The sequence below is a fragment of the Streptomyces africanus genome (assembly GCF_030816955.1).
GTDB classification, from domain to species: domain Bacteria; phylum Actinomycetota; class Actinomycetes; order Streptomycetales; family Streptomycetaceae; genus Streptomyces; species Streptomyces africanus.
In genome coordinates this window covers 5,699,341-5,725,158 of sequence record NZ_JAUSYP010000001.1, presented here as the reverse complement: position 1 = coordinate 5,725,158, position 25,818 = coordinate 5,699,341, and the positions used below count along the sequence as shown (strand labels likewise).

General features: G+C 69.5%; 22 protein-coding genes and 2 pseudogenes. 9 read left to right on the top strand and 15 right to left on the bottom strand.

Features of this window, described 5'->3' with window-relative positions:
• Positions 1-5 precede the first annotated feature (5 nt).
• Complete coding sequence (locus tag QF034_RS26710) at positions 6-1,946, top strand: fumarate reductase/succinate dehydrogenase flavoprotein subunit (RefSeq protein WP_307177332.1); 1,941 nt, start codon at positions 6-8, stop codon at positions 1,944-1,946.
• On the top strand, positions 1,943-2,719 hold the full coding sequence (locus tag QF034_RS26705; RefSeq protein ID WP_307177331.1) for a succinate dehydrogenase/fumarate reductase iron-sulfur subunit: 777 nt from the start codon (positions 1,943-1,945) through the stop codon (positions 2,717-2,719). Before QF034_RS26710 ends, QF034_RS26705 begins: the two co-directional genes overlap by 4 nt.
• Here the strand turns inward: QF034_RS26705 and QF034_RS26700 are convergent.
• From QF034_RS26700 to QF034_RS26655, 10 genes are all read right to left on the bottom strand, one after another.
• The gene (locus QF034_RS26700; RefSeq protein WP_307177330.1) at positions 2,694-3,689 is read right to left on the bottom strand and encodes a phosphotransferase family protein; all 996 of its coding nucleotides are present in this window, start codon (positions 3,687-3,689) and stop codon (positions 2,694-2,696) included. The two genes, QF034_RS26705 and QF034_RS26700, sit on opposite strands and share 26 nt — an antisense overlap.
• The gene (locus tag QF034_RS26695) at positions 3,686-4,828 is read right to left on the bottom strand and encodes a glycoside hydrolase family 18 protein (RefSeq protein ID WP_307177329.1); all 1,143 of its coding nucleotides are present in this window, start codon (positions 4,826-4,828) and stop codon (positions 3,686-3,688) included. The genes QF034_RS26700 and QF034_RS26695 overlap by 4 nt, the downstream gene beginning before the upstream one ends.
• A 67-nt stretch (positions 4,829-4,895) precedes the next feature.
• Positions 4,896-7,532: a SpoIIE family protein phosphatase gene (locus QF034_RS26690; protein WP_307177328.1), complete on the bottom strand. Its 2,637-nt coding sequence runs from the start codon at positions 7,530-7,532 to the stop codon at positions 4,896-4,898.
• Between the two features lie 252 nt (positions 7,533-7,784).
• Entirely contained in the window at positions 7,785-8,216 is a 432-nt protein-coding gene (locus QF034_RS26685; RefSeq protein ID WP_307177327.1) for an ATP-binding protein, read from the bottom strand.
• A 136-nt stretch (positions 8,217-8,352) separates the two neighbouring features.
• Positions 8,353-8,802, bottom strand: coding sequence for a (deoxy)nucleoside triphosphate pyrophosphohydrolase (locus QF034_RS26680; RefSeq protein ID WP_307177326.1), 450 nt, complete (start codon positions 8,800-8,802; stop codon positions 8,353-8,355).
• A 55-nt stretch (positions 8,803-8,857) separates the two neighbouring features.
• Complete coding sequence (locus QF034_RS26675; protein WP_307177325.1) at positions 8,858-9,052, bottom strand: SPOR domain-containing protein; 195 nt, start codon at positions 9,050-9,052, stop codon at positions 8,858-8,860.
• 341 nt (positions 9,053-9,393) lie between these two features.
• Positions 9,394-10,146, bottom strand: coding sequence for a GntR family transcriptional regulator (locus tag QF034_RS26670; RefSeq protein ID WP_307177324.1), 753 nt, complete (start codon positions 10,144-10,146; stop codon positions 9,394-9,396).
• 147 nt (positions 10,147-10,293) lie between these two features.
• Positions 10,294-11,442 carry a DUF4190 domain-containing protein gene (locus tag QF034_RS26665; RefSeq protein ID WP_307177323.1) on the bottom strand — a complete coding sequence of 383 codons (1,149 nt, stop codon included), beginning with the start codon at positions 11,440-11,442 and terminating at the stop codon, positions 10,294-10,296.
• 645 nt (positions 11,443-12,087) lie between these two features.
• Positions 12,088-12,693, bottom strand: a complete 606-nt coding sequence (locus QF034_RS26660; protein WP_307177322.1) for a dihydrofolate reductase family protein — start codon at positions 12,691-12,693, stop codon at positions 12,088-12,090.
• A gap of 118 nt (positions 12,694-12,811) precedes the next feature.
• Positions 12,812-13,642, bottom strand: a complete 831-nt coding sequence (locus QF034_RS26655; protein WP_307177320.1) for an oxidoreductase — start codon at positions 13,640-13,642, stop codon at positions 12,812-12,814.
• Between the two features lie 128 nt (positions 13,643-13,770).
• On the opposite strand from QF034_RS26655, the gene QF034_RS26650 reads away from it, so the two are divergent.
• Together QF034_RS26650 and QF034_RS26645 are read left to right on the top strand one after the other, a co-directional pair.
• On the top strand, positions 13,771-14,682 hold the full coding sequence (locus QF034_RS26650) for a LysR family transcriptional regulator (RefSeq protein ID WP_307177319.1): 912 nt from the start codon (positions 13,771-13,773) through the stop codon (positions 14,680-14,682).
• Between the two features lie 149 nt (positions 14,683-14,831).
• Positions 14,832-15,617 (top strand): sulfite exporter TauE/SafE family protein, encoded by a 786-nt coding sequence (locus QF034_RS26645; RefSeq protein ID WP_307177318.1) that lies wholly within the window; start codon positions 14,832-14,834, stop codon positions 15,615-15,617.
• Between the two features lie 414 nt (positions 15,618-16,031).
• Here the strand turns inward: QF034_RS26645 and QF034_RS26640 are convergent, their stop codons facing one another.
• From QF034_RS26640 to QF034_RS26625, 4 genes and pseudogenes are all read right to left on the bottom strand, one after another.
• Complete coding sequence (locus QF034_RS26640; RefSeq protein ID WP_307177317.1) at positions 16,032-16,196, bottom strand: hypothetical protein; 165 nt, start codon at positions 16,194-16,196, stop codon at positions 16,032-16,034.
• Between the two features lie 292 nt (positions 16,197-16,488).
• Positions 16,489-16,728, bottom strand: coding sequence for a hypothetical protein (locus QF034_RS26635; protein WP_307180121.1), 240 nt, complete (start codon positions 16,726-16,728; stop codon positions 16,489-16,491).
• Positions 16,729-16,737: 9 nt separating this feature from the next.
• Positions 16,738-16,845: pseudogene (locus tag QF034_RS26630) on the bottom strand (hypothetical protein); the annotation flags it as partial.
• Between the two features lie 118 nt (positions 16,846-16,963).
• Positions 16,964-17,449, bottom strand: coding sequence for a hypothetical protein (locus tag QF034_RS26625; RefSeq protein WP_307177316.1), 486 nt, complete (start codon positions 17,447-17,449; stop codon positions 16,964-16,966).
• Positions 17,450-17,653: 204 nt separating this feature from the next.
• Between QF034_RS26625 and QF034_RS26620 the strand changes: the two genes are divergently transcribed.
• The 5 genes and pseudogenes from QF034_RS26620 to QF034_RS41745 all read left to right on the top strand — a co-directional run bounded on the left by QF034_RS26620 (position 17,654) and on the right by QF034_RS41745 (position 24,916).
• Positions 17,654-18,607 carry a hypothetical protein gene (locus tag QF034_RS26620; RefSeq protein ID WP_307177315.1) on the top strand — a complete coding sequence of 318 codons (954 nt, stop codon included), beginning with the start codon at positions 17,654-17,656 and terminating at the stop codon, positions 18,605-18,607.
• Positions 18,604-19,113 (top strand): hypothetical protein, encoded by a 510-nt coding sequence (locus QF034_RS26615; RefSeq protein ID WP_307177314.1) that lies wholly within the window; start codon positions 18,604-18,606, stop codon positions 19,111-19,113. Before QF034_RS26620 ends, QF034_RS26615 begins: the two co-directional genes overlap by 4 nt.
• Positions 19,114-19,219: 106 nt before the next feature.
• Complete coding sequence (locus QF034_RS26610) at positions 19,220-19,384, top strand: hypothetical protein (protein WP_307177313.1); 165 nt, start codon at positions 19,220-19,222, stop codon at positions 19,382-19,384.
• A gap of 48 nt (positions 19,385-19,432) precedes the next feature.
• Positions 19,433-20,416, top strand: coding sequence for a hypothetical protein (locus tag QF034_RS26605; protein WP_307177312.1), 984 nt, complete (start codon positions 19,433-19,435; stop codon positions 20,414-20,416).
• Positions 20,417-20,448: 32 nt separating this feature from the next.
• Positions 20,449-24,916, top strand: a pseudogene (locus QF034_RS41745) (golvesin C-terminal-like domain-containing protein).
• A gap of 48 nt (positions 24,917-24,964) precedes the next feature.
• Here QF034_RS41745 and QF034_RS26590 read toward each other — a convergent pair.
• Positions 24,965-25,534 (bottom strand): SMI1/KNR4 family protein, encoded by a 570-nt coding sequence (locus QF034_RS26590; protein ID WP_307177309.1) that lies wholly within the window; start codon positions 25,532-25,534, stop codon positions 24,965-24,967.
• Between the last annotated feature and the right edge of the window lie 284 nt (positions 25,535-25,818).

Genomic DNA, 25,818 nt, shown 5'->3' with positions numbered 1-25,818 from the left:
TTCTGATGTCCGTGGTCGACCGGCAGGAGTGGGACGTCGTCGTGGTGGGGGCGGGCGGCGCCGGACTGCGCGCCGCCATCGAGGCCCGCGAGCGGGGCGCCCGTACGGCCGTGATCTGCAAGTCGCTGTTCGGCAAGGCGCACACGGTGATGGCCGAGGGCGGCATCGCGGCGGCGATGGCCAACGCCAACGAGAACGACAACTGGCGGGTCCACTTCCGCGACACCATGCGCGGCGGCAAGTTCCTCAACCAGTGGCGGATGGCCGAGCTGCACGCGCAGGAGGCGCCGCAGCGGGTGTGGGAGCTGGAGACCTGGGGGGCGCTGTTCGACCGCACCAAGGACGGCCGGATCTCCCAGCGCAACTTCGGCGGCCACGAGTACCCGCGCCTCGCCCACGTCGGCGACCGCACGGGCCTGGAGCTGATCCGCACCCTCCAGCAGAAGATCGTCGCGCTGCAGCAGGAGGACTTCAAGGAGACCGGCGACTACGAGTCCCGGCTGAAGGTCTTCCAGGAGTGCACGGTCACCCGGGTGCTGAAAGAGGACGACCGTGTCTCGGGCGTCTTCGCCTACGAGCGCGAGTCGGGCCGCTTCTTCGTGCTGGAGGCACCCGCCGTGGTGATCGCGACGGGCGGCATCGGCAAGTCCTTCAAGGTGACGTCGAACTCCTGGGAGTACACCGGCGACGGCCACGCGCTGGCCCTCCTCGCGGGCGCGCCCCTGCTGAACATGGAGTTCGTGCAGTTCCACCCGACGGGCATGGTCTGGCCCCCGTCGGTGAAGGGCATCCTCGTCACCGAGTCGGTGCGCGGTGACGGCGGGGTGCTGCGCAACTCCGACGGCAAGCGGTTCATGTTCGACTACATCCCCGACGTCTTCAAGGACAAGTACGCCGAGACCGAGGACGAGGCCGACCGCTGGTACGACGACCCGGACCACAACCGGCGTCCCCCCGAGCTGCTCCCCCGCGACGAGGTCGCGCGGGCGATCAACTCCGAGGTGAAGGAGGGGCGCGGCTCCCCGCACGGGGGCGTGTTCCTCGACGTGTCGACCCGGATGCCCGCCGAGGTGATCAAGCGGCGGCTGCCGTCGATGTACCACCAGTTCAAGGAGCTGGCCGATGTCGACATCACGGCCGAGGCGATGGAGGTCGGGCCCACCTGCCACTACGTGATGGGCGGGGTCGCGGTCGAGTCCGACACGGCGGCGGCCCGCGGGGTGCCGGGGCTGTTCGCGGCCGGTGAGGTGGCGGGCGGCATGCACGGCTCCAACCGGCTCGGCGGCAACTCGCTGTCCGACCTGCTGGTGTTCGGGCGCCGGGCGGGCTGGCACGCGGCCGAGTACGCGGCCGGGCTGGCCGGGGCGCGGCCCGTCGTGGACGACGGCCAGATCGACTCCGCCGCCGCCGAGGCCCTGCGGCCCTTCTCCGCCGAGGCTCAGATCGAGGAGCCGAAGGGCGGCCCGCCGGAGAACCCCTACACCCTGCACCAGGAACTCCAGCAGACTATGAACGACCTGGTCGGCATCATCCGCCGCGAGCCGGAGATGAAGCAGGCCCTGGAGAAGCTGGGCGAGCTGCGGTCACGGGCCCGCCGGGCCGGGGTCGAGGGGCACCGGCAGTTCAACCCGGGCTGGCACCTCGCCCTGGACCTCAGGAACATGCTGCTGGTCAGCGAATGCGTGGCGCGGGCCGCGCTGGAGCGCACCGAGTCGCGCGGCGGGCACACCCGCGAGGACCATCCGGGCATGGACCGCAAGTGGCGCCGGATCAACCTGCTGTGCGCGCTGACCGACCCGACGGGCGGGCTGGCGGCCACGGACCCGGTCCGCGGCCAGATCGCCCTCACCCGCGAGACCACCGAACCCGTCCGTGCCGACCTGCTCGCCCTCTTCGACAAGGAGGAGCTGGTCAAGTACCTGGCCGAAGAGGAGCTGTACGAATGAGCAGCTACGAGGCCCGCTTCAAGGTGTGGCGGGGCGATGCGCAGGGCGGCGGCCTGGAGGATTTCGAGGTCGAGGTGAACGACGGCGAGGTGGTGCTCGACATCATCCACCGCCTCCAGGCCACCCAGACCCCCGATCTCGCCGTGCGCTGGAACTGCAAGGCCGGCAAGTGCGGTTCCTGCTCCGCCGAGATCAACGGCCGGCCGCGGCTGATGTGCATGACGCGCATGTCGGTGTTCGACCGGGAGGAGACGATCACGGTGACGCCGCTGCGGGCGTTCCCGGTCGTGCGCGACCTGGTCACCGACGTCGGCTTCAACTACGCCAAGGCCAGGGAGGTCCCGGCCTTCGTGCCGCCCGCGGACCTCGGTCCCGGCGAGTACCGGATGATGCAGGAGGACGTGGACCGCTCGCAGGAGTTCCGCAAGTGCATCGAGTGCTTCCTGTGCCAGGACACCTGCCATGTGGTCCGCGACCACGAGGAGAACAAGCAGGCGTTCGCGGGACCCCGTTTCCTGATGCGGGTGGCGGAGCTGGACATGCATCCGCTGGACGCGGCGGCGGAATCCGGCCTGGACCGCAAGACCACCGCCCAGGACGAGCACGGCCTGGGCTACTGCAACATCACCAAGTGCTGTACGGAGGTCTGCCCCGAGGGCATCAAGATCACGGACAACGCGCTGATCCCCCTGAAGGAACGGGCGATCGACCGCAAGTACGACCCTCTGGTGTGGCTGGGCTCAAAGATCAGGAGGCGCTCTTCAGCAGGCTGAGCGCCTGCCGGAGGTTGTGCTCGGCGATGTCCCGCATCCGCTCCGGGTGCGGGAAGTCGCCCTCGATGAGGGTCAGCGGGCCCGAGACCAGGCCGAGGTGCATCGACAGGCCGTAGAGCCGCAGGCGCGCCTCGTCAAGACCCGGGGCGCGCAGGGCGTCGTAGTGGGGGCCGAAGCGGAGCCTGAGGAAGACGTGCTCGTGCTCCACGTCGAAGTACATCAGGCCCTCGATGTCGATGAGCGCCGGCTGCCCGTCGGACGTGAGCAGGACGTGGTCCGGGCCGAGTTCGCCGTGGATGAGGGTCTGGCGGTCGCGCGGCCCGACCTCGGCGGCCAGGGCGTGGATCAGGTCCTCCAGTTCCCGGCGTGCGGCGGCGGCACGGGGCTCGCGCCGGGCCGCTTCCGCGAGGCAGCGCAGGGCGCCGTCGGCGATGCGCTGCTCACAGGAGACGCCGTGGGAGGAACCGCCGTTGTCGACCACGGCGACCTTCCCGAAGCGGGGGCCGGTGCGGGCGTGCAGGGCGGCGAGGAGTTCCGCCGTCCGGTCCATGAGCCGGGATGCCTCGCGCGGGTCCCGGGTGAGAGCGTCCTCCAGGCTGCCGCCGGGCAGGTCCTCCACGACGGCCGCGTCGGCCGGGAGGTGAGTGTGCGTGGCGTCCGCGTACATCAGGCGGGGGGTGCGGACGCCGGAGGCGGCCAGGCGGTCGTGGGCCGCCGTGAACAGGCCGAGGCCGGTGCCGTGGGAGAAGACGTCCCGGGGGTCGGGGTCCGGCTGGTCCCAGTAGTCCTCGTCGGCCGACCAGACGTAGGCGATGGCCGTGGAGTCGTCGTCGAGGACGAGGCGGTAGACGCCCTTCTTGGTGCCGCCGCGCAGGCGTTCCACACCGGTGAGGGTGCGGCCGTGGCCCAGGGCGGCCCGGGCCAGGGGGGCGAGGTCGGTGCGGGTGAGGTGCCGTCGGGGCGTGGTCACCGCACCCAGTCTTCCTCGTACGCACGCCAGTCAGCCTCGGTCGCGGCGAAGTCGATGTACAGCGCGACGCCGAAGCGGGCCCGGTCGGCGTCCGTGCGGGACAGCCCGAGGCGGACGCCCCGGACGGCGGCGGGCACGGTTTCGGCGTGGTTCCAGTGGCCGAAGCGGTTCTCGTGGAAGAGGGGCAGGCCCATCAGCAGGTCGGTCGAGGGCGGGGTGACCTCCAGGGCGAGGGAGGTCTGCTGGGCGACATAGCCGCCGTAGGTGCTCTCCAGGGGCTGCATCGTGTCGTACGACATCACGGCGATCTGGTCGACGCGGCGGGCGACCTGGCCGAAGAACTCCTGCGACCACCACTTGGGGTGGCCGGTGAACGTCCCGAAGACGGAGTGGAGGGCGGGGAGCGGGTCGATCTGGTGGGCGGCGACGGAGAGCGGGACGTCCCGCGAGCGGGTCTCGCGGTGCAGGGCGTCGAGGAGGGTGAGGTAGTCGCGGTCGCCGGAGTGGAGGGGCTCCAGGTCGAGATGGATGCCTTTGTACCCCGTGTCCAGGATCTGGCGGGCGGACCGGAGGACGGCGGCGCGGGTGTCCTTGTTCTCCAGGCGCATGCCGTCGGGGCTCTCGGTCGCGAGGACGTCACCGAGGAAGGCCTGGACGCGGACGCCGGGGAGTTTGCGGTGTACGGCGTCGATGAACCAACGGGCTTTCGGATAGGCCGACTTCGGCAGTGTGCCGTCGTGCTCCAGCGGGCCCGAGTGGACGTACAGGTCACGGATGCCGGTGCCTTGAAGGCGGCGGGCCAGGGCGGTGACGTCGGCGTCCTTCTTGCGGCCGTCGACCCAGGCGTGGCCGAGCCAGAGGGCGTCGCGGTTTCTGGTGTGGGTGCCCTGTGCGGGGTCGCCTTGGTGGTTGAGGTAGAGGGCTGTTTCGGCGGTCAGGAGGGGCAGGATCAGGGCCAGGAGCAGGGCGAGCGTCGTGCGTCTGACCCAGCGGCGGCGCGGGCGTGCGGCCTGGGCTTCGTTTTCGGTTTCGCCCTTGGCTTCGGCTTCGGCCTCGGCTCTGGTTTCGGTTTCGGCCTCGGCTTCGGTTTCGGTTTCGGCCTCGGCGCCGTCCGGGATCGTCTCCTCCACGCGTTCCATGCCGTCTCTCCCGGTGATGCGGTTGGTGTTGCCGGTGAGGACGACCCGTACCGGTGTTCGGTTGCGATCAGAACAGGCTCAGCAGTGCCTCCGCCGGGTCCGTCAGGCTCGTGTCACCACCCGGCAGGGGCAGTTCGAACCACACCGTCTTGCCCCGGGGCGTGCGGCGGGAGCCCCACGCGGCGCTGAGGAGGCCGACCAGCTGGAGGCCCCGGCCGCCCTCGTCCGTGTCACGGGCCCGGCGGCGGCGGGGCTGGACCAGGCCGGAGTCCCAGACCTCGCAGACCAGGGTGCGGTCCAGCAGCAGCCGCAGCCGGATCTCGCCCTCGCCGTAGCGCAGGGCGTTGGTGACGAGTTCGCTGACCAGGAGCTCCGTGGTGTCGACCAGGGGTTCCATGTCCCAGCTGAGCAGCTGGGCGCGCGCGTACTCGCGGGCCCGGCCCACGCTGCGCGGCTCACGCGGCAGGGTCCAGTCGCCGACGGACTCCGTGGGCAGGCCCTGTACACGTGCCATCAGCAACGCGATGTCGTCCTCGCCGTGATGCGTGTCGAGGGTGTTGAGGACGTGGTCGCACACGTCCTCCAGGGGCTGGGTGGGGTCGGAGAGGGTGCTGACGAAGGCCTGGAGCCCCTCGTCGAGGGGGTGGTCGCGGCTTTCGACCAGTCCATCCGTGTAGAGCGCGAGCAGGGCGCCCTCGGGCAGTTCGACCTCGACCTCCTCGAAGGGCTCGCCGCCGACGCCGAGCGGCAGGCCCGGCGGCACGTCGAGCATCAGGGCCGACTCGCCCGGTTCGACCAGGACGGGCGGCAGATGGCCCGCGTTGGCGAAGGTGCAGCGCCGGGTGACGGAGTCGTAGACGGCGTAGACGCAGGTGGCGAGGTACACCTCCGACAGGTCCGCCTCCCGGGGGCGGCGGGCCGCCCGGGTCGCCTGCTGCACTCCGCCCGGCGCGCCGAGGCCGCGGGCGATCTCGTCCAACTGGGAGAGCACCTCGGCCGGTTCCAGGTCGAGCTGCGCCAGGGTGCGCACGGCCGTGCGGAGTTCGCCCATGGCGACGGCGGCGCGCAGGCCGCGGCCCATGACGTCGCCGACGACCAGCGCGGTGCGGTGCCCGGGGAGTTCGATGACGTCGAACCAGTCGCCGCCGACCTCGCTGGGCCGGCCGGTGTTGGCGTTGCCGGGCAGATAGCGGCAGGCGATGTCGAGGCCGGAGGCCTCCGGGTCGCCGGGCGGGAGCAGGGACCGTTGCAGTATCAACGCGCGTTGGTGCTCGCGCCGGTAGAGGCGGGCGTTGTCGATGCAGACCGCGGCACGGGCGGCGAGTTCGACGGCCAGGTCCCGGTCGCGGTCGCCGAACGGCTCGCTGCCCTTGGTACGGGCGAACTGCACGAGCCCGACGACGGTGTCGTGGGCGACCATCGGCACGGCGAGCGTGGACTGCACCAGGCCGCCGTCCTCGCCGGGGACGGTCTGCGGGCGGGCCGTGCGCAGGGCGTCCGCGCAGGGCGAGTTGAACGGGTAGTGGTGGACGGCACCGACCGCGACGGGCACGCCGGTGCCGGCGAAGGGCGCGTCGGAGACGGCGCTGGCGAAGGCCACCCGGCGCAGTTCGGCGCTGCCGTCGGCGAGCCCGGGCGGGGTCTCGTCGCCGACCAGCAGGCCCTGGTAGAGGTCGACGGTGGCCAGGTCGCAGAAGCCGGGCACGACGACGTCGAGGAGCTGACGGGCCGTGGTCTCCAGGTCGAGGGAGTTGCCGATGCGGGCGCCGGCCTCGTTCAGCAGGGCGAGGTTGCGGCGGGCGGCGGCGGCCTCGCGGGCGGCGGCGCGGCGCGAGGTGATGTCCGTGCCGAGCCAGGCGATGCCGATCGGCCGGCCCGAACCGCTGTGCACGCGGTAGAGGTTGACGGACCAGTGGCGGCGCTCGTCGGAGCCCGGCACGAAGCCCGTGACGTGCATGTCCGTGATGGAGTTGCCGGTTTCCAGCACGCGGCGCAGCGTGGCGGCGACCCGCTCGGCCTCGCCGCGCTGGAGGTAGTCGTGGACGCCCTTGCCGCGGTGGTCGTCGGGCTCGCCGCCGAAGACGGACGCGAACCGGTGGTTGGCGCGGCGGACCCGCAGGTCGGCGTCGATCAGCAGGAAACCGAACGGGGATTGACCGAAAATGGCCTGCGAGGCGGCGAGGTCGGTCTCGATGCTGCGCAGCGTGCGGACGTCGACGACGATGCAGACGGCGGCCTTCTCGCCCTCCTCGGTGCGCGTCGGCATGACGTACACCTCGGCGAGCCCCTCGTTCCCGCACTCCCCCTCGGCGCCCTTCGGCATGCGGAACGGCACCACGCCGGTCCACTCGCGGCCGTCGAGGATCTCGGCCATCTTGCGCATGCCCCGCTCGCGCAGGCGCGGGTCGATGAACGTCTCGATGGGGTCCATGCCGACGGCGCGTTCGGCGGGGATGCCGAACAGGTGCTCGGCGCGCAGGCTCCACTGGTCGACCAGCCCGTCCGGGCCGATGGAGAAGGACGCGACCTTGATGTAGTCGTAGATGGATCCCGGGGGACTGCTCTGCCACATGGCGTCCCCGGGCTGCACCCCGTCGGCCGCGAGCGCACCTCCCACCGCGGAGGCCAGGCCGTCCGCGGCCATCGCCCTCGCGCCCTCCGACGGGTCCTCGGACTCCGTGGCCTTCGCTGGTATCTCGCTCACGCGAACCGTCCCCTCCAGCTCACCGCGTCCGGCACCGGTCACCGGGGGCGGCTGCCCGCAGTATCCAGCACTACGGTGCCGCACAACACGGTGTTCACGATCACAGCACGGTCCCGATGGTTTTCGGTCCGGACCGTGAGAACACTTCCAGTCTTCTAACCAGGGGACACGTCGTCGAATCCCGTCCGTCGGCAACCGCCACTGGCCTGAACCATTCGCTCGACAGCGGCGGGGCGGACGTACACCGATTTTTCACTCCGGAACGGCGAGTTCGAACCACACGGTCTTGCCCACGCCGCCCGGCCGGGTGCCCCAGCGGCGGCAGGAGGAGGCCACCAGGTACAGCCCGCGGCCGCCTTCGTCCTCGGGCCTCGCGGCGCGCTCGCGGGGCGGGTCCGGGAGCGGGTCGGAGACCTCCACCAGCAGGACGGCGTTGAGTTCGGAGGGGCGGACCAGGCGGACGCCGATGGGGCCCGTGGCGTGCCGCAGGGCGTTGGTGACCAACTCGCTGACCAACAACGCCGTCAGGTCGGCGAGGCTGTCGAGGCCCCAGCCGCGGAGTCGGCCGCGGACGGCCTGGCGCGCGGTGCGCACGGCGCCCGGCTCGGCGGGAAACGTCCACTCGGCGCGGTCACCTTCCGTGTCGATCACGCCGATCACTTCCCCGGCAGCGGGTCCACCCATGTCCTGTTTCATAGGATTAATGGGCACATACCCGATATCCGGGGCGGAGTACCGCGCGGGGCAGCGCGCTGTGGCACGAACGGCGTAGGGGGCGCCCGCACGGCCGCCTCCGGCCCTCGCACGCCCCGGGTTTGCCTCAGGCGCCGGGCACTTCTCCGGTCTCTCCCGCCCGAGGGCCGCCGCCGAGCGGCCCCAGGTGCGCGAGTGTCTGCCGCACCGCGGGCACGTCCTGGTCGAGCCAGTCCACGTCCCAGATCTCGTCGGGGCCGAGCCAGCGCAGCGCGTCGTGGTCCTCAAGGGGCTCGGGGGCGGCGGAGCCGGGCCGCAGTCGCGCGGTCCACACCTGCAGCACGTACGGCGACTTCAGCGGCCACTCCCCCGGGACGCGCCCGCCGGCCTCGGCGTCGACGCCGAGTTCCTCGCGCAGCTCCCGCACGAGCGCCGCGTCGGCCGTCTCCCCCGGCTCGACCTTGCCGCCGGGCAGCTCCCAGCGCCCGGCCAACTCGGCGGGCGCGCTGCGCCGGGCGGCCAGCAGCCGCCCGTCGTCGACCAGCGCGGCACCCACGACGACGATCCGATCACTCATGCGGGGAGCCTACGACTGCGACCCGGTCCATCTGATCCGAAGGACAGGGCTCGGGTCAGTCGTGCGTCCCGCCCGACCCGTTCCGGTCGAGCCGCTCGACCCAGTACAGCTGTTCGTGGCCGCGGCCGTCGAGGCTGTCCGCGATCTTCTGGGCCTCGGCCCGGGTCGCGTACCGGCCGACCCGGTAGCGGTTGCCGTTGTCGTCCTCGCGTATCACGAGCCAGGGAAGAGTGATCGTGCTGTCGTTCATCGCGCCCCTCCACTTCCCACCCGCGGCCTGTGCCGTGCCCCACCCGATAAGGAAACCGCAATGCGCATATGCCCGAGCCTACGCCTAACCTTCACGCAGCGAATACGACTTTTCACAAAGAGGTACGCAACCGGCCAGAACACAGGGGGCGCACGGCGACGAACGCGCCCTGCGCACACCTCGACGCACCCGGCCGGAGGCATACCGCATACGCCGCCGCCGACCTGGGAGAACGACGGACGGCTCAGGGGTACGGGCCACCCCGGCCGGGGACGGCTGTCGCCGTGATCGTGTGAGCGGGGCGCGCGGGGGGCGCGCCGCGGGGCTGAAGTGAGCGTTCGCTACTTGACCGGAAGGTGGTAGGCGACCCGGTACCGATCGGCCGGGATGACCACGTCGGCCGTCTCGACCGGGCGGCCCGAGGCGTAGAACGTGCGCTGGATGACGAGGACCACATGGCCGGGGACGCCCCCGAGGACGAGCAGTTCCTCGGCAAGACCGGGGCGGGCGCCCACTTCCTCCGTGACGTTGTCCACGATCACGTCGATCGCGCGCATGCGCTCGACGACACCCATGCCGCCGAGCGGCCCCTCCTCCGGCAGCATCACCGGCGTACGGCCCGTGAGGGCGAGCGGCTCCCAGGAGGTGGAGAGCATCATCGCCTCGCCACCCTCACGGAAGAGGTACTTCGTGCACATCACGCGCTCGCCCGGCTCGATACCCAGCCGCTCGGCGACCGCGACACTGGCCTCGGACTGCTCGCTGCTGGACTCCCAGGTGCCGCGCCCCTCGCCGTCGGCCTGCTCCTGGCGGAACGGCGTGGCCCCGCCGGTCGGGCGGTATCCCGAGCGGGCGATGCGCCTGGGCACGGGCCGCTCGCGCACATACGTCCCCGAGCCGGATCGGCCCTCGACCAGGCCTTCCGCCATGAGCACCTTGCGGGCCTCCAGGGCGACGGTGTCCGAGACGCCGTACTCCTGGCGGATTCTGGCCTGCGACGGGAGGCGGGTGTGCGGAGGGAGCTGACCGTCGACGATCTTCTTGCGGAGATCACCCGCGACGCGCAGGTACGCCGGCTGCTCACCGAATGTCACTGGCCGCTCCCATCAGGTTGTACAGACAGCAACAGCGTGGCAACCGTAGGTTGTGCGGTGCAAGTAAAGGCCAGAGAATCACTCGATGTGATGACATGGTGGCTCCGAGGGCTTTACGCAGGCACTTTCTCCCCGCTATAGCCGCCGTCACACCTGGGCGTCGGAGTCCCCGCCCTCGGTCTCGCCCGGGGAGGGCGGCGCCGTCGCGAGCCCGAGGGCCTTGCGGGCGGTGACGGTCGACGGGCCGTCGACGTACGCGTAGGCCTTGTCGTGGTGCGCGGAGTACGAGTCCGGGTCGTCCGCCTCGCTCGCCCTCGCCCACTCCTCCCGGGCGTCCTCCAGGTCCTTCACCAGGCCGGCGACGGGCTGCCGGGCTTTGGTCGGCCAGGAGTGGCCGCGCAGCGCCTCGATCTGCTCGCCGAGCACGTCGTGCACCTGGGTGGCCCAGGCCCGGTGGCCGGCGAGGTCGTCCTCGGGGGTGTCCTCGGGCTCCTCGTACAGCGCCGCGTCGACGGCGTTGGCCGCCGACAGGAAGACGACCTGGTCGGTGTCGAGCGTGGTGGGGTCGCCGCGCAGGGAGCCGGTCAGCTTGGCCTTCGCGTCGCTGTTGCCGAAGACGCAGCTGATCGCGCGGTCGCCGTACCGCCAGCTGTCCCGGGACGGCATGAGGTAGTACACGTCGACGTCGGCCGGCATCGCCCAGGAGTCCATGGCGTACTGGTCCTGGAGCGCGTAACACTTCTCGTCGGCGATGTCGGTGATCTCGGCGTCGCCCGGGAAGGCGCCGCCCGGCAGTGTCACGACCGCGAACACCTCACCGTCGTGCCTGCCCGCGCAGGACACCCGGTCGACGTCGTAGGTGTCGCCCTCCAGACCGTCGGGCGCGTCGAAGCAGTCGCCCTTCTCCAGCGAGAGGCTCTCGTTGCCCTGCGCGCCGTCCTTGAACCCCTCCCAGGCGTCGGACAGCACACCCGTGGACAGCGTCACCGCCCACAGCGCGATCCCGACGGACGACAGCACGGCCCCGGCGATCGCCAGCCCCCGGCCGCTCTGGCCGTTCCGCCCGATCTGCCGCAGCGCGATCAGCCCCAGCACGAGCCCCGCAGCGGGCAGGAAGCAGAGCACGCCGAGCACGAGCGCGGCGACGGCGAGCGCGTTGACGGAGACCGGGGCTCCGTACGGACGGCCGGTGAGGCCATAAGGGCCGTAGCCCTGGGGTTGCTGCGGCCAGTTGGCAGGCGGCGGGCCGTACGGGTCCCGGGGCTGCTGGTTCCCGGGAGGCGGGGGTGTCGACACGGGTACGGTGCTCCTGGCTGAGGCGGTGGGAGAGAGCGGCCGTGCGGAACGGATGTACGGCTGGGGCATCGTAAGCGGCGGGGTGGCGGGGGTGGAATGCAGACGATCGAGACATCGACACGGGCCGTGAACCGCCTGACGGCACGCTGGGCGTCGGGGATCCGCGCGGGCACGGTGTCTCGGCGGCCGGGGTCTGGCCGCTGCCGGCCTTCCTGAGGCCTGTTGCGAAAGTGGCGCCTGCCGCGCGACGCCCGGCACGTACTCTCGCCGCACCGGCCGAAACCCCGAGTACGCCCAGTACGAGGGCTTCCGGCCGGCACTCCCCCAGCCTTCGGCCGGGGCCCCAGAGCACGCACCGGACGCCGCGAGTGACCTGATGCCGTGGCGCGGCCATGACCGGGCTGGGCTCACCCGCACGCTCGCCGGGCTGGACGCCGTGGCGGTCGCGCGGCCGCCGGGCGGCGCGGTGACGGTGGCCACGGTGCGCGGCACGAACGGCATCGACGTCCTTCTTCTCCTGGAAGACGAGGTGTTGACGCCCCGCACGGGTCGTCGAAGCGGGTGTCGGCGTCGTCTCGGGTGCGCTGCCGGCCGTTCCGGGGAGCCGCCTGCCCTGCGGTCAGGCCGGCCCAGGGCTTCGGCGGTCTAGTAGCTGTCGTAGCTGGGCTTGCCGTTCGGCCGGTAGACGCCGACGACGGTGCCGCCCTTCGTCGTCGAGACGCTGACCGGCTCCAGTGCCGTGGGGATCGCCCCGTCGGCGAACAGCCGCTTGCCGGTGCCGATGATCACCGGGTGGATGGTCAGCCGGTACTCGTCGACGAGGCTGTGCCGCACGAGGGTCTGGGCGAGGTCGCCGCTGCCGACGACGTTGATGTTGCCGTCGCCGGACGCCTTCAGCTCGCGTACGGCATCGACGACGTCGCCCTCCAGCAGCGTGGAGTTCTGCCACTCGACGGACGTCAGGGTCCGAGAGGCCACGTACTTGTGCATGCTGTTCATCCGGCCGGTGAACGGGTTGTCCGGATCGGCGGTCGGCCAGTACGACGCGAAGATCTCGTACGTCTTTCGGCCGAGCAGCATCGCGTCGGAATGCTCGTACCAACCGGCGATGGCCGCGCCGACCTCGTCGTCGGTCACCGGCTTCTGCCAGCCGCCGTACTCGAAGCCGCTCTCGGCGTCCTCGTCCGGACCGCCCGGCGCCTGCATGACGCCGTCCAGCGTCAGGAACGTGCAAACGATGATCTTGCGCATGGTGTGCTCCCTTCGTCGTGGGGTAGACCGCACGACCACCGGAAACTCATCGGCGGGACGTCCGCGGCGCAGCACGGTCCGAGGGTCGGGAGTCGCGGGTGTGCGAGGGGGGCGACGGTCAGTCGTCGAACCCCGTGGCCCGGGAGCGCTTCTCCCATGCCAGGACCTCGTCGCGCACCTGGTCGAGATGGCCGAGGACCGCGCTGACTCCGTCGTCGCCGAGGGGCAGGCGCAGCGGCGTGGAGTCGGCGTCGAGCGCTGCCAGGATGAGGGCGGCGGCCTTGGCCGGGTCGCCGGGCTGGGTGCCGTCGCCACCGGAGACGAAGCCGCGCGTCTCGCGCACCTTGCCGTACACGCCGCTGTCCGCACTGGCGCCGGCCCGCCCGGTCTCGAACAGGCCCGTGCGGAAGGCGCCCGGCTCGACGATCAGCACCTTGACGCCGAACTCGGCGACCTCGTCCGCGAGTCCCTCGGACATGCCCTCCAGGGCGAACTTCGTGGCGCTGTACGCCGAGAAGCCCGCGAAGGACAGCTGCCCGCCCATGCTGCTCATCTGCACGACCGCGCCCGACCGCCGCTCGCGCATGTAAGGCAGCACGGCCCTGGTGAGGGCGGCCGGGCCGAAGACGTGGACCTCGAACAGCGCCCGCAGCTCCTCCTCGGTGGTCTCCTCGAAGGCACCGACATGGGTCCGGCCCGCGTTGTTGACCAGGACGTCGATCCGCCCGTGCCGCGCCACGACGTCCCGTACGGCGGCCTCGGCGGCGCCCGTGTCGGCGACGTCCAGGCGCAGTGCCTCCACCCGGTCGGGGTGGGCGGCGACCAGGTCGTCCAGCGCCTCGGGGCGCCGGGCCGCGCCGACCACCACATCGCCCGCGGCGAGGGCCGCCTCGGCGATCGCCCGCCCGAAACCGCTGCTCGCACCCGTGATCAGCCATACCTTGTTCATGACAGCTCCCCGTCTCGTGTCGTCACGACCTCGTCGTCACGACCTCGTGTCGTCACGTCCTCGTGTCGTTACGCCGACCACCCTCTCGCCCGGCCCGCCGCCCGGTCCAAGACTTTTGGTGATAACCAATGGCTATGACCCTGGACGTTCATGTGCGCGACCTGCGCTACTTCGTGGCGGTGGCCGAAGAACTGCACTTCACCCGCGCCGCCGAGCGCCTGTACGTGTCGCAGCCCGCGCTGAGCAAGCAGATCCGGGCCCTGGAGCGGCAGTTGGGCATCGAGCTGTTCCGGCGCGACCGGCACGGCGTGGCCCTCACCGACGCCGGTACGGCACTGCTGCCGCACGCGCGCCGGGTGCTGGACGCGTGGGAGGTGGGCGCGGCCGCGCTGGACACCGCCCGGGCGGCGCAGCGCAGCACGCTGGTCGTGGGCATGAGCACCAGCCCGGTCCGCGGCGGCCTGCTGCCCGCGATCCGCTCCCGCTTCACGGCCGCCCACCCGGAGACCCACATCCGGCTGCGGCAGGTCAACTGGGAGGACCCGACCGCGGGCCTCGCCGACGGCGCCGCCGACGTGGCCTTCGTCTGGCTGCCGCTGCCCGGCCAGGAGCGCTACGACTGGACGGTCGTCGCCGAGGAACCGCTCATGGTCGCTCTCCCGGACACGCACCCTCTCGCCGGCCGCGCCGAGGTCGACTTCGCGGACCTGCTCGACGAGCCGTTCCTGGCACTGCCCGGGAGCACGGGCCCGCTGCGCGACTTCTGGCTGGCCCTGGACGCCCGCGACGGCCGCCCTCCCCGGATCGGCGCCGAGATCGCGAGCACGGAGGAGACGTACGAGGCCCTGACCGCAGGTCTCGGCGTGTGCCTCGTGGCCGCGGGCAACGTCCCCCTGCTCACCCTGGGCGGCGTGACCGCCCGCCCGGTGCGCGGTGTCACGCCCAGCCGCTACGTCCTGGCCTGGCGCCGGGAGGAGGGGCGACGTCCGCTGGTCCGGGCGTACGCGGAGGCCTGCCGGCGGGTCACGGGCCGGGAGTAGCCGAGCCGCTCCGCCCCGGCCGGGACACCGCTCCGACGACGACGCTCACGCCGGCCGCTCATGAACATCTCGTTGCACACCATCCCCGTAGCCCTCCGGGGCGCTGATACTGACCGGACGTTCGAAGGGCCAGGGGAAGCGGGGCGACAGTGGACTGGACCGTGTGGGGAGGGCTGGCCGCCGGGCTGGTGATCGCGACCGTGACCGCCCCCGTCGGAGTGTCCGGCGCGGTGTTCCTGCTCCCGGTCCAGCTGAGCGTCTTCGGTGTGCCCAACCCGGCGGTCACCCCGACCAACCTGCTGTACAACGTCGTCGCCGGACCCGGAGCCCTGTGGCGCTACCGGCACGACGGCGCGCTGCGCGGCGACCTCGCCCGGCGCCTGGTGCTGGGCACCCTGCCCGGTGTCGTCCTCGGCGCCACCGTCCGGGTCTTCGCCCTCCCCGGCCCGGGCGTCTTCCGGCTCCTGGCAGCCGCCCTGCTGCTGCCGCTCGGCCTGTGGCTGTTCCTGCGCGCCCTCGCCCCGGCACGCCGCCGGCCGTCGCCCGCGGGTGAGTTGGCCCCGCGCACGCTGACCGGCCTCGCGCTGGCGGTCGGCGTGGTCGGCGGCATCTACGGCATCGGGGGCGGCTCCCTGCTCGGCCCGGTCCTCGTCGGACGCGGTCTGCCCGTCGCCCGCGTCGCCCCGGCCGCGCTCGCCGCCACGTTCGCCACGTCGCTCGTCGGCGCAACCGCCTACGCGCTGCTGTCTCTTATGAGCTCCGGCGAGGTCGCCCCCGACTGGTGGCTCGGCCTCGCCTGCGGCACGGGCGGCCTGATCGGCGGCTACCTCGGCGCCCGCCTCCAGCCCCGCCTGCCCGATCGTGCCCTGCGCCTCCTCCTCGGCACCCTCGCCACGGCCGTCGGCATGCTGTACGCCGCCCAGACCCTGCGCTGATAGGGGCCCGCCCCCGAAAGGCCGGACCCCTTTCGACCTGGTCGTTTACCAGGTCAGCGACGTGCTTATGAGCCACCCGCTACACGTTGAACCGGAATGCTCAATGCAGCGCTCCCACCTGCGGAAACGTTCCTTCGAGTGATCGTATCCAGCACCGATCCAGCACCGTCGGGACTGATCCAGCACATCCAGCACGTCAAGCCGCGGAAACAGACTCCTCCGAGTCCTCGACCACCGGGCGCATGGCGTTCTGCATGATGTCTCGACAACAGTCCCACGCCTCGGCGACAAGGTGGCCGTAGATGTCCACGTGGCCTTGATCGACTTGTGGCCGAGCCGGCGCGAGACCTCGCGGATCGGTACGCCGTTCGCCAGTGCGGTCGAGGCGAAGAAGTGCCGCATACGGCCGGGCGTTTACTCGGCCTTGCCGTCCACATCGACCAGGCCGGCCGACACGGACGCCTTCCTGAAGTGGTAGCCGTAGGTGGAGGCGGTGGGCATCACGCCCTTGCCACGCTGACGCGGGGCGAAGAAGACCTCCAGACGCCGTCGTCTGCCGCGCAGCTCGGTGAAGGCCACGGGCACCGGCTCCCACCGCGACAGGTGGTCATCGATCTCCTGGCCGACAAACGGGGCTACCGGGACGTCCCGGTACTCACCCTCCGCCCGGCGCCTGAGCGGCACGAAGACCGTGCGGCAGTCATCACGGCGAGCCTTGGCGCTGACTTGCCAACGGATCCTGACGAAACCAGACCATCGGCACTCTGTCGAGAAGGCCAGGGCCTCGCCGGGGCGCTGCCCGGTACCCGGTACCCGGTACCCGTCGGAAGATAGACCGCGAGCCGGTACTGCGGGGCGATGCGCTCCGCGATCAGATCGACCTCGCGCAGCGTGGAAATCTCGTCCTCGTCCACCGCGCACGGGGCCGCCCGGGATATCCGGACGCCGCGCGCGGGCTGTCCGGGATGCGTTTGTCAACGACGGCCGCCTCGAGCATCGCGGCCACCATCACCATCCGATCATTGACCGTGGAGACCGCCAGCCCTGCACCGGAGGCATGCAAGTCCTTGGCGAACTCCTCGAAGTCGCGCCGCGCCAGCCCGGCCAGCATCTTCCGTCCCAGGCGCGGCACGAGGTGGTTACGGATGAACCTTTCGTAGCTGCGGCGCGTCGACTCACCGATGCCCCGTCGCTCCAGCCACTCGTGAGCCCAGGCCCGCAATGGCACAAGCCCTCGCTCAGGATCGAAGCGAATGCCGGCCTCTTGTCGTTCTCGACCTTGTCGGCGAAAGCGTCCGCACCGAGTCACCAATGCGCTGCACTGTGGCCAAAGCCGGCGCCTTGCATCAGCGGTAGTCGTCTGGGTGGCCCTGCATCCATGTGTTGATCTTGTTGCGAGTGGCGATCAATGCGTCCTGGTGTTCCTTGAGGTTTTCGAAGGATTGATCGCTGCCGACTTGCGTGTCGAGCTCCTTGATCAACTTGATCGGCTCGACGAAGTGGCTGGGGCCCTTCTCAGATGCCTTCATGGCGCCGTCAAGGCGGTGGAGTTCGTCGAAGATGCGGCGCAGGAAGTAGGCGCAGTCGGCGGGCGTACAGGAATCATCCAAGGTCGCCTGCAGTCCGGCGAAGGCGTCACGGACCTTCTCGACTGGCGTTGCAGTCGGTATCGGTGGCGGCGAAGGCTCGGCGGTGGGTGCACTGCCGGCCGGCCGGCCGGCGACAGCCGGGGTGCCGCCCGGATCGTCGGAGTCAGAGCCGACGCCGCACGACGCACCGAACATTGCCAGAGTCACGGCGGCAACCGCGCCCCACACGGTGGTTCTGGGCACGAACGCTCCTCTTTGTTGCCCCAGTTGGCTGCTCCATCCCCGCCGAACCGCCTCACTCGCTTCATCGTCGGCTGCGCATCCTGCGGCCCGCAAGGGCCAGACCAGTCGTTGCCATCCCGTGATCATCTTTGTGTGGCCACCGTGAAGGGATCTGACATAACTTTTACATGTCATGCACACGCAAAGGCATTGAAAGGTTACTTCATGCGTAAGCGGCAAGCGCTTGCCGGCGTCTTCGCAGCAGCCGCACTCACTACCGGTGTTGCGGTGAGCTCGGCCGGCGGGGGTGGGGCGGCACAGGATGAGCCTTCACCGAAGACGGTGGCAGCAAACGCTGTCGACGAGAGCAAGTGGCCCAGTCGCACTCCCGAGCGCGGCCTTGCCAAGGGACTGTCCCTGCCGGTGGAGAAGTATCTCGTCGGCTACACAGACGTCGTGGATTGGCAGCGCGCTCAGCGCGACCTCTGGATGAGCTGTATGGCTCGATTCGGCTTCGAGAAGTTCAGCCCTCCGATTCCGGGGGTCAACCCGCCTGTTGAGTTCAACGACGCCAACATGCCCAGGCGATACGGGGCTTCCGACGCGACGCAAGCGGCGAAATACGGCTACCACCTGCCGCCGGAGCAGCTGGAAGAGCCGCCGGCATGGGAGCCGGCCGCTGGGGCGGAGGAAGCCGTTTTCCTCGGGGCCGGGCCGGAGCTCTCGGGCGGCACATACAACGGAGTTACCGTTCCCCAGGGAGGGTGCCGCGGAGAGACGGAACGTCAGCTCGGGCACCTCGCACAGGGCGAGGACGCATCGAAAGTCAACGCGTCGAGCATGACCTTGTCCTTGAAGCAGCCCGGCGTCCAAAAGGTCATCGATGACTGGGCGGCGTGCATGAAGGACAAGGGCCACGCGTTCGACGATCCGTACAAGCCCGCTGCCAGTTTCGACCTGTCGACGCCTACGGCGTCGGCAGAGGAGATCGAGGTGGCCACCGCCGACGTCGCCTGCAAGGGCGAAACCGGCCTCATCAAGGTCTGGTCCGCGGAGGAGACCGCCATCCAGAACCAGCAGATCGCTGCCAAGAAGACCTCTCTCGAAGCCGAACTCGCCCGGACCAACACCGTCAAGACGACCGCGCGACGCGTGATCTCGGAAGGCAGTGACAAGTGACCCCGACCATACGCAACCTGATCCGGTCGCTCGCAGCCGCCCTGCTCCTCGCCGCAGGCATCTTCTGCGCCCAGCCCGCGCAGGCCGCCACCTCCTACGAGTCGGACGGTTGCACCTCCAGCGGCAACAACTACTGCTTCGTGCTCTATTACAACAGCGTCGGCTCGACCACCAACTCCGGACAGGGCTCCTGCTACATCTCCAACAGGAGCGTCCCCGACCACTACGGCTACTCCCCGAACGGGGCGACCCTGGTCCGCCTGGTGTTCCACTACGGCATGCTTCCCGGCACCTGCACCACTGACAGCGGAGACGGGACACCCCTCAAGAACAACGCCGCTTCCATTGCGAACGCCGAATGCGGCGTCTACAACCGGGTCTACTGGGGCTCTGGTTACCAGAGCATCTCCCAGGCCATCTACGGCTCCTGCGGCGGTTACGGCGGCATGGCGCAAAACCTCGTGCCCGAGCTGAAGAACAACAACGCATCCCACAAGAGGTACTAGCCCCGCCTCCTTGTCCGCGCGTCACCGCACTCACCTGTGGGTTGACGCGCGGCGGTACCCGTTTCCGTGGAAATCCCGCCGGTGCACAACCGACACCGTCGGCTCCATGGCCGGCATCGCGGCGCAGGGCACGGGACGGGCAGATCACGCATGGTTCACCGCATTCAGCGGAGACCTCGCCGTCGCCGCCGTGGCAACGCACAACGGTCGGGGCGCTGCAAGCCCGGGGGACATCACCCGGGCCGTCTTCGACGCCCGCTGGACCAGTTGAACAACGACAGCATTCTCCCCCAGCACTTCATGTAGACAAGGAAAGCCCGTGCGCGTCCTCAAGCCCACGACCATCGCAGCAGCTGTCATGCTCGCGGCAATATCTCTCGGTGCATGCTCGTCGTCCGGATCGGGCTCCAGCTCGGCGAAGGACCGCGCCCCGGTCGACCGGAGCAACTGGCCCGCGGAGAGGCCTGCTTCAGGGCTGGTCAAAGGCTTGGAGCTGCCGCTTGAGGCCTATATGTCCTCGTACGCGGATCAGGTCACCGTAGACACCGCGCTCCGCACCCTCCAGACGCGGTGCATGGCCGAGTACGGGCTCACTGTCGACCTGCCGCGCCCCGGTATGAACCCGCCGCCGCACAGCAACGCCATTTCGATCGAGGCCCGTTACGGCATCACCGACCGCACCCGGGCGGAGAAGTACGGGTACGGGCTGCCGAAGGAGCTGACCCGGAGCACCGAGCCTGTCGACAAGGGGCTTTCGGGTGTGGAGGTCGAGGTGCTGACCGGGCGTACAAAGCCCGAGTTCCTTCCGCCCAAGGGTGCCGAGGGGGACGGGCCGTACTTCACCGGTGCGGACTCCGAACCCGCCCGCGCCGAGTACCAGGGCAAGAAGCTGCACGAGGGTGGCTGCGCCGGATGGTCGAAGCGACAGATCAAGCTGAACGAGTCGGATGCGGGCTATGTCTCACAGCTCGCCTCGACAAGCCTCTCCGAGTCCCGGTCGCACAAGCCGGTCAAGAAGGCCATCAAAGACTGGTCGGCCTGCATGAAGAAGCAGGGACGGTCCGCCGCGGACCCGTACAGGGCCATGGAGCAAGGCTACGCCAACGGCGACGGCACCACCGAAGACGCGATCGAGCTCGCGCTGGACGACATCGACTGCAAGAAGCAGACCCGTCTGGTGGAGGTCTGGTTCAAGGAGGAGTCGGCAGTCCAGAAGCGGCTGATCGAGGAGAACAAGGACCAGCTCGCCGCGGTCAAGACGCGCATGAGCAAGGCCCTTGCAGCCGCCAAGGCTGTCAAGTAACCGAAGAGGAAACGAAGTTGAGACAGAAACGTATGCGCCTGCGCGTGCCGCTCACCCTCGCGGTGGCCACCGTGCTGGCGATACCGCTGAGCCTGCCCGCACAGGCCGAGGAACCAAAGCCGCCCAAGGGTGCGGCGCAGGGCTGGAATGATGCCGCACCGGAGCAGAAGAAGCTCTCCCTGAAGCCTTCCGCGATCCCCGCGAAGGACCGCGCCGGCCTGCTCGGCAAGGGCTACGCGGAATCCGCCGACACCGCCGTCACCACGACCGGCGACGGCACCGGCTTCCACCTCCTTGCGGGCAAGGAGAAGGACGGCTATCAACTGCGCACGATAGCCAGCCTGTTCGAGGATGGTTTCGCCTCGGACACCTGGATCGGCAACCACTGCGTCACCGGGTCAGGCAAGTACGCGGCCGTCTCGTACGCGCCGCGTATGTTCACCAACAAGCCCGAGCTGATGGTGCGCGGCGCATTCACCGCAGTGGTCGATCTTCAGTCGGGCCAGGTCACCAAGCTGCCGTTCCAGTCGTCGCTCGCCTACTTCTCGCCCGGCTGCGGCCAGGGTGAGAAGGCGGTGTTCACTCAGCTCAGCCACGACGGTGACAAGAAGCAGCAGACCCGCCTGATCACCGTCGACGCGGCAACCGGCAAACAGTCCAAGCCGGTCACGCTTGCAGGCGCGGTCACCTCGGCCATCCCCACGGACGCGGGCATCGTCGCCGCGCACGGCAACAGGCTGGTACGGATCAACGGCACGGCCGAGAAGACACTGGCGTCCACCACGACGGTGCCGTTCGAGATCACCGCCGACGCCGATGGCGGCATCACCTTCATCGACCGCGAGCTGGACAAGAAGGCGTCCAAGACGCCGACCAGCTGGGCCAAGCACCTCGACCGTGCCAAGGTCGACAAGGGCCGGAAGACCGAGCCCGTCACCGTCGTATCCGGCAAGCTCGAAGCCTGGGATCTGACCCGCTCGGCACGCGGCGAGGTGTTCGTCACCGGTGCCGCCACGTCCAGAACGTTGCCCAAGCGGCTGCACAATCCCGGCAAACTCCCCAAAGGCGCAGCGATCTCCAGCCACGCCCGGGCAGCCCTGACCACCACGTGGTCCGACGGGAAGACCACCCTGGTCAACCCGGAGGACGCCGCCAAACCCCGCCCCGCGCGTACTGTCCTGCGCATGCTGGAGTCCGGCAGGTCCGTGACCCTCGATCTGCGTCCCGGTGCCCACCGCGTGGGCGACGAGACCCAGGGGCGTGTCCTGTCGCCCGCCCTGCCCACCGGCGGCCCGGTCGAGTCCGGCCCGGACACAGGCAAGCAGAGCGAAGACGGCCTGTCCACGCAGACCGTCAGCACCCAGGCCCTCACCGCACAGGCCGACAACCCCAGCGAAGGCACCGGGGAACGCTACTGCGCGGTAGCCCGTAACGATGCGAAGAAGCAGGCTTTCCAGCCCACCCCGCGCCAGGTCGAGTGGGCCGTGGACCAGGCCGTCGTCGGCGAGCTGGACTTCTACCGCGAGGCGAATTGGAAGAACACCGGGACCGGTGGCTACCAGCCTCAGGGCCTCTTCCCGCCGACCGTGCTCGCCGGTGACCCCAACGGCACCCTCGACAACGAGGACCCCGATGTCACCGACAAGTGGCACATTCCCGCGCAGGTGATGCTCGGCATCACCGCGCAGGAGTCCAACATGTGGCAGGCCACCCGCTTTGCCGTGCCCGGTGTCACCTCCAACTCCCTGATCGGCAACTACTACGGTGTCGACTACGCCGCCGACGGTGAGCAGCTCGACCCCTGGCGGATCAACTGGGCGGACGCCGACTGCGGTTACGGCATCACCCAGGCCACCGACGGTATGCGCCTCGCGGGCAAGACCAAGCCCGGCGAGACCGCCCTGTCGACCCTCGCGCAGGAAGCCGTCGCCCTGGACTACACGGCGAACATCGCCGCCGGCGTGCGGATCCTGTCGGAGAAGTGGAACCAGACCTACAACGCCGGCATGACGATCAACGGCGGCCACCCCAAGTGGATCGAGAACTGGTTCTTCGCCCTGTGGGCATACAACTCCGGCTTCTACGACACCGCCGACTCACAGGGCCACCGGGGCGTCGGCTGGACCAACAACCCGGCCAACCCGCTGTGGAAGGCCAACCGCGTCCCGTTCCTGCAGAACGCGTCCGACCCTTCCGGTGACGACTACAGCCATGCCGCGCACCCCGCAGGACTGGCCGTACCAGGAGAAGGTGATCGGCTGGGCGGCCCGCCCGATCTCGGCGATGTTCGCGCCCGGTAACTTCCAGGCGGGCTACCGTCCCGCGTGGTGGACCACCAACGAGGACCGCTCCAACGCCAAGCCTCCCGTCGATCTTTTCTGCAACGCGTCGAACTACTGCGACCCGTCCAAGATCGGCGACAACGACTCCAACGACCCGGGCCTGGGCGCCTGCACCCTCGACTCGGGCGACAGCGACACCAACCCGCACTGGCTCCACTGCTGGTGGCACGAGAAGATCACCAAGGAGCAGTGGAAGGACTGTGAACGGCTCGCCGAGTGCGGCAACGGCGTGCACCGCTTCAGTACCTCCTACGGCGAGCAGGCGGATGCCGGCTCGTACCCGCCGAACTGCTCCACCACCAACCTGCCGACCAACGCTCTGGTGGTCGACGACCTGCCCGACGGCACCACACCCGCAGGAGTCGGCGCCAACCGCGGATGCGGGGCGGTGAAATCCAGCGGCACGTTCGGTTTCACGTTCGTCCCGTGGGACACCCAGATGGATCTCACCAACGACGGGACGGACAACCCGACGACCGTCACCACGTATCCGGGGAAGATCGACACGCACCAGATCGGCGCGGGCTACGGCAACCACTTCTGGTTCACGCACACCCGCTCGCCGGAGTCCTACCCGGCCAACGCCAACCGGATGAAGGTCACGGCCACGTGGAAGCTGAACGCTCCGCTGACCAACACCACACGCCAGGCGAAGATCTTCGCGCATATCCCCGACCACGGGGCGCAGACCTCCAACGCCGTCTACCGGATCCAGACCCCTGCCGGGGAAGAGGAAGTGGCCATCTCGCAGACGGCGAACGAGTCCAACAAGTGGGTGGACCTGGGCGCCTACGACTTCGGTGACCAGATCCCCGAGGTGCGGCTCGACAACTTCAACGGCGGCAGCGGAAGCGCGGACATCGCCTTCGACGCGCTGGCGTTCGTCCCGGGCACGTACAACGGCCAGAAGATGACCGGCAGCATGACGGTCGACCCGACCGCACCGGACCCGGCGCCGATCGAGCCCGGCGAGGACATCAGCGACAGCCTCTTCCCCGAGGTCAGCGGGTCCTCGGCCGGCACCGCCAAGGCGGCGCCGACGGCGACGACCATGAGCACCGCGTCGTGCTCGACGGTGTCCCTTTCCATCACCCGCAAGCGCACCAACAGCTGTCTCCACGACGAGCTCTGGGTGAATCACTACACGAACAGCACACCGGACGGAAACGCGTCCTTCGACTACTACAACACGATCTACCTCGACGCGGCGAGTGATGAGTTCTCCCAGGTCACCACGGTCCGGCTGAAGTCGATGAGCGGTGTGATGAACACGGTCAACCTGGACTACCAGGCCAAGTGCCGCGGGTACTGCAACATCACCAGCGTCACCTGGGACGGGTCGAAGATCTTCAAGAAGGGCGACACGATCCAGCGGACCATCACCACGCGGTTCAAGTGGACGCCCAGCGGCGCCACCAAGAACACGATCACCCCGTACTGGTACTTCGGCGGTACAGCCAACACCACTCCGATCGCGAATCCGCTCGAAGTCGAGAAGGCCAAGCTGGACATCCGCTGCGACAGCGAGGTCCCCAATGCCGGCACCGGCTGTGTTTTCTCGGGCTACGACCCGACGTACGTCATGAACTCCAAGAGGTTCCCGGGGGCCGCCGCACACATCGACATGATGTGGCGCAAGACCAACATCGACTGGGGCAACCGCAACGGCGGCAAGCCGCTCACCTACCTGGGTAACAAGATGTCCGTCGACGGCTCCGGGAAGATTCAGTCGGACCGCAACCGGCAGCTCATCTGCAGCAGGCAGTGGAAGACCTACCCGGACACCGGTCTGTTCAGTGACATGTGGACCCTGGAGGCAGGGGCGACACGTACCGACTCGAAGAGCTGTGACGAGTTCGCCTTCGCCAACTCCTTCCAGAGCGCCGGAAACTCCGCAGGCCCCAACCCTGTCACGTACAGCGGCAAGGAATGCATACAGACCTATGTCAGGCGCAACGCCGACGACACCATGACGCTGCACCTGCGTCCTGATGCCCCGGCACCGACCTGGAAGGAGCCCTGCGGCCGGTCCTCGATGTCGAACTGGCAGAACACCCAGTCGATGCGGCCGTTCGGCGACTTCATCAAGGAACAACGCTTGATGGAGGACGACGACTACTGGCTCGACCTGGCCGGATTCACCGCGCCCACACCATAACCGGGCAATGAGAAGTGCCCCCCGGAACAACCGGGGGGCACTTTGGTTTCACGCCCAGACGAGTCGTCCTTCGGCGACCGAGCAGGTCGGATGACTTCCATCGGCGATTTTCGTCACCATTTCCGCCACGGAGTCGAAATAGTGAGCCAGTGACGCGTACTCGCCCGTGGTCGTGATCTCACCCACGACCCACCTGCCGATACGGCCGTCCCGCACGTCGATGAACTTTCCCGTCCAGCCGTCCTGGTCCGACAGGAACGGGATCCAATCATTGCGCCAGAACGGATTGTCCGGCTGATCCGGAGGGTTGACCCCACCAGGCATGGAGTGGTTCGCGTAGAGCCTCTCTATCGCCCGGATGCCCAGAAAGAACATCCCCTCGTCCGGAAACCCGGCGAAACCGCAACATGCCACATCATCGTCCACGTCTTCCTCAGGAAGATCCAGATTGTTCTGCAACAGCCACGTCCGCAGTTCCCGAGGAAGTGGGATGCCCATCCGTTCCTCGGCAGCCGCTAGCATCTGTTCCGTGGCCGGCCCGGGCAGATCCGCATGATCGGCCGGGGCGTGCTCCTGAAGAAGACTCATCACGCGGGACCAGCTCTCCACCACGCCCATTCCCCACGATCCTCTCTGTACGAACGCCCTCTACGGCTGCGTCACTGCGGGCTACTGTTCGAAGTGTCGACGCCGGGTGCCGCAATCCCGAAGCGCGCGCAGGAAAGCCACCTTGCACAGCGCCGACCGGAAAACCTCGCAGGAATGGTACTCGGGGTGGGTTGACTGCCCCCTGCTCGGCGCCTTCCGACCCACAGTGCAGGACCGTCCGCTCGCGAGGTGACCACCCGCCCCTGCGGGCCCAGCTGAGGAACCTCTACACCACCAGCGAGGACGGCGGCGTT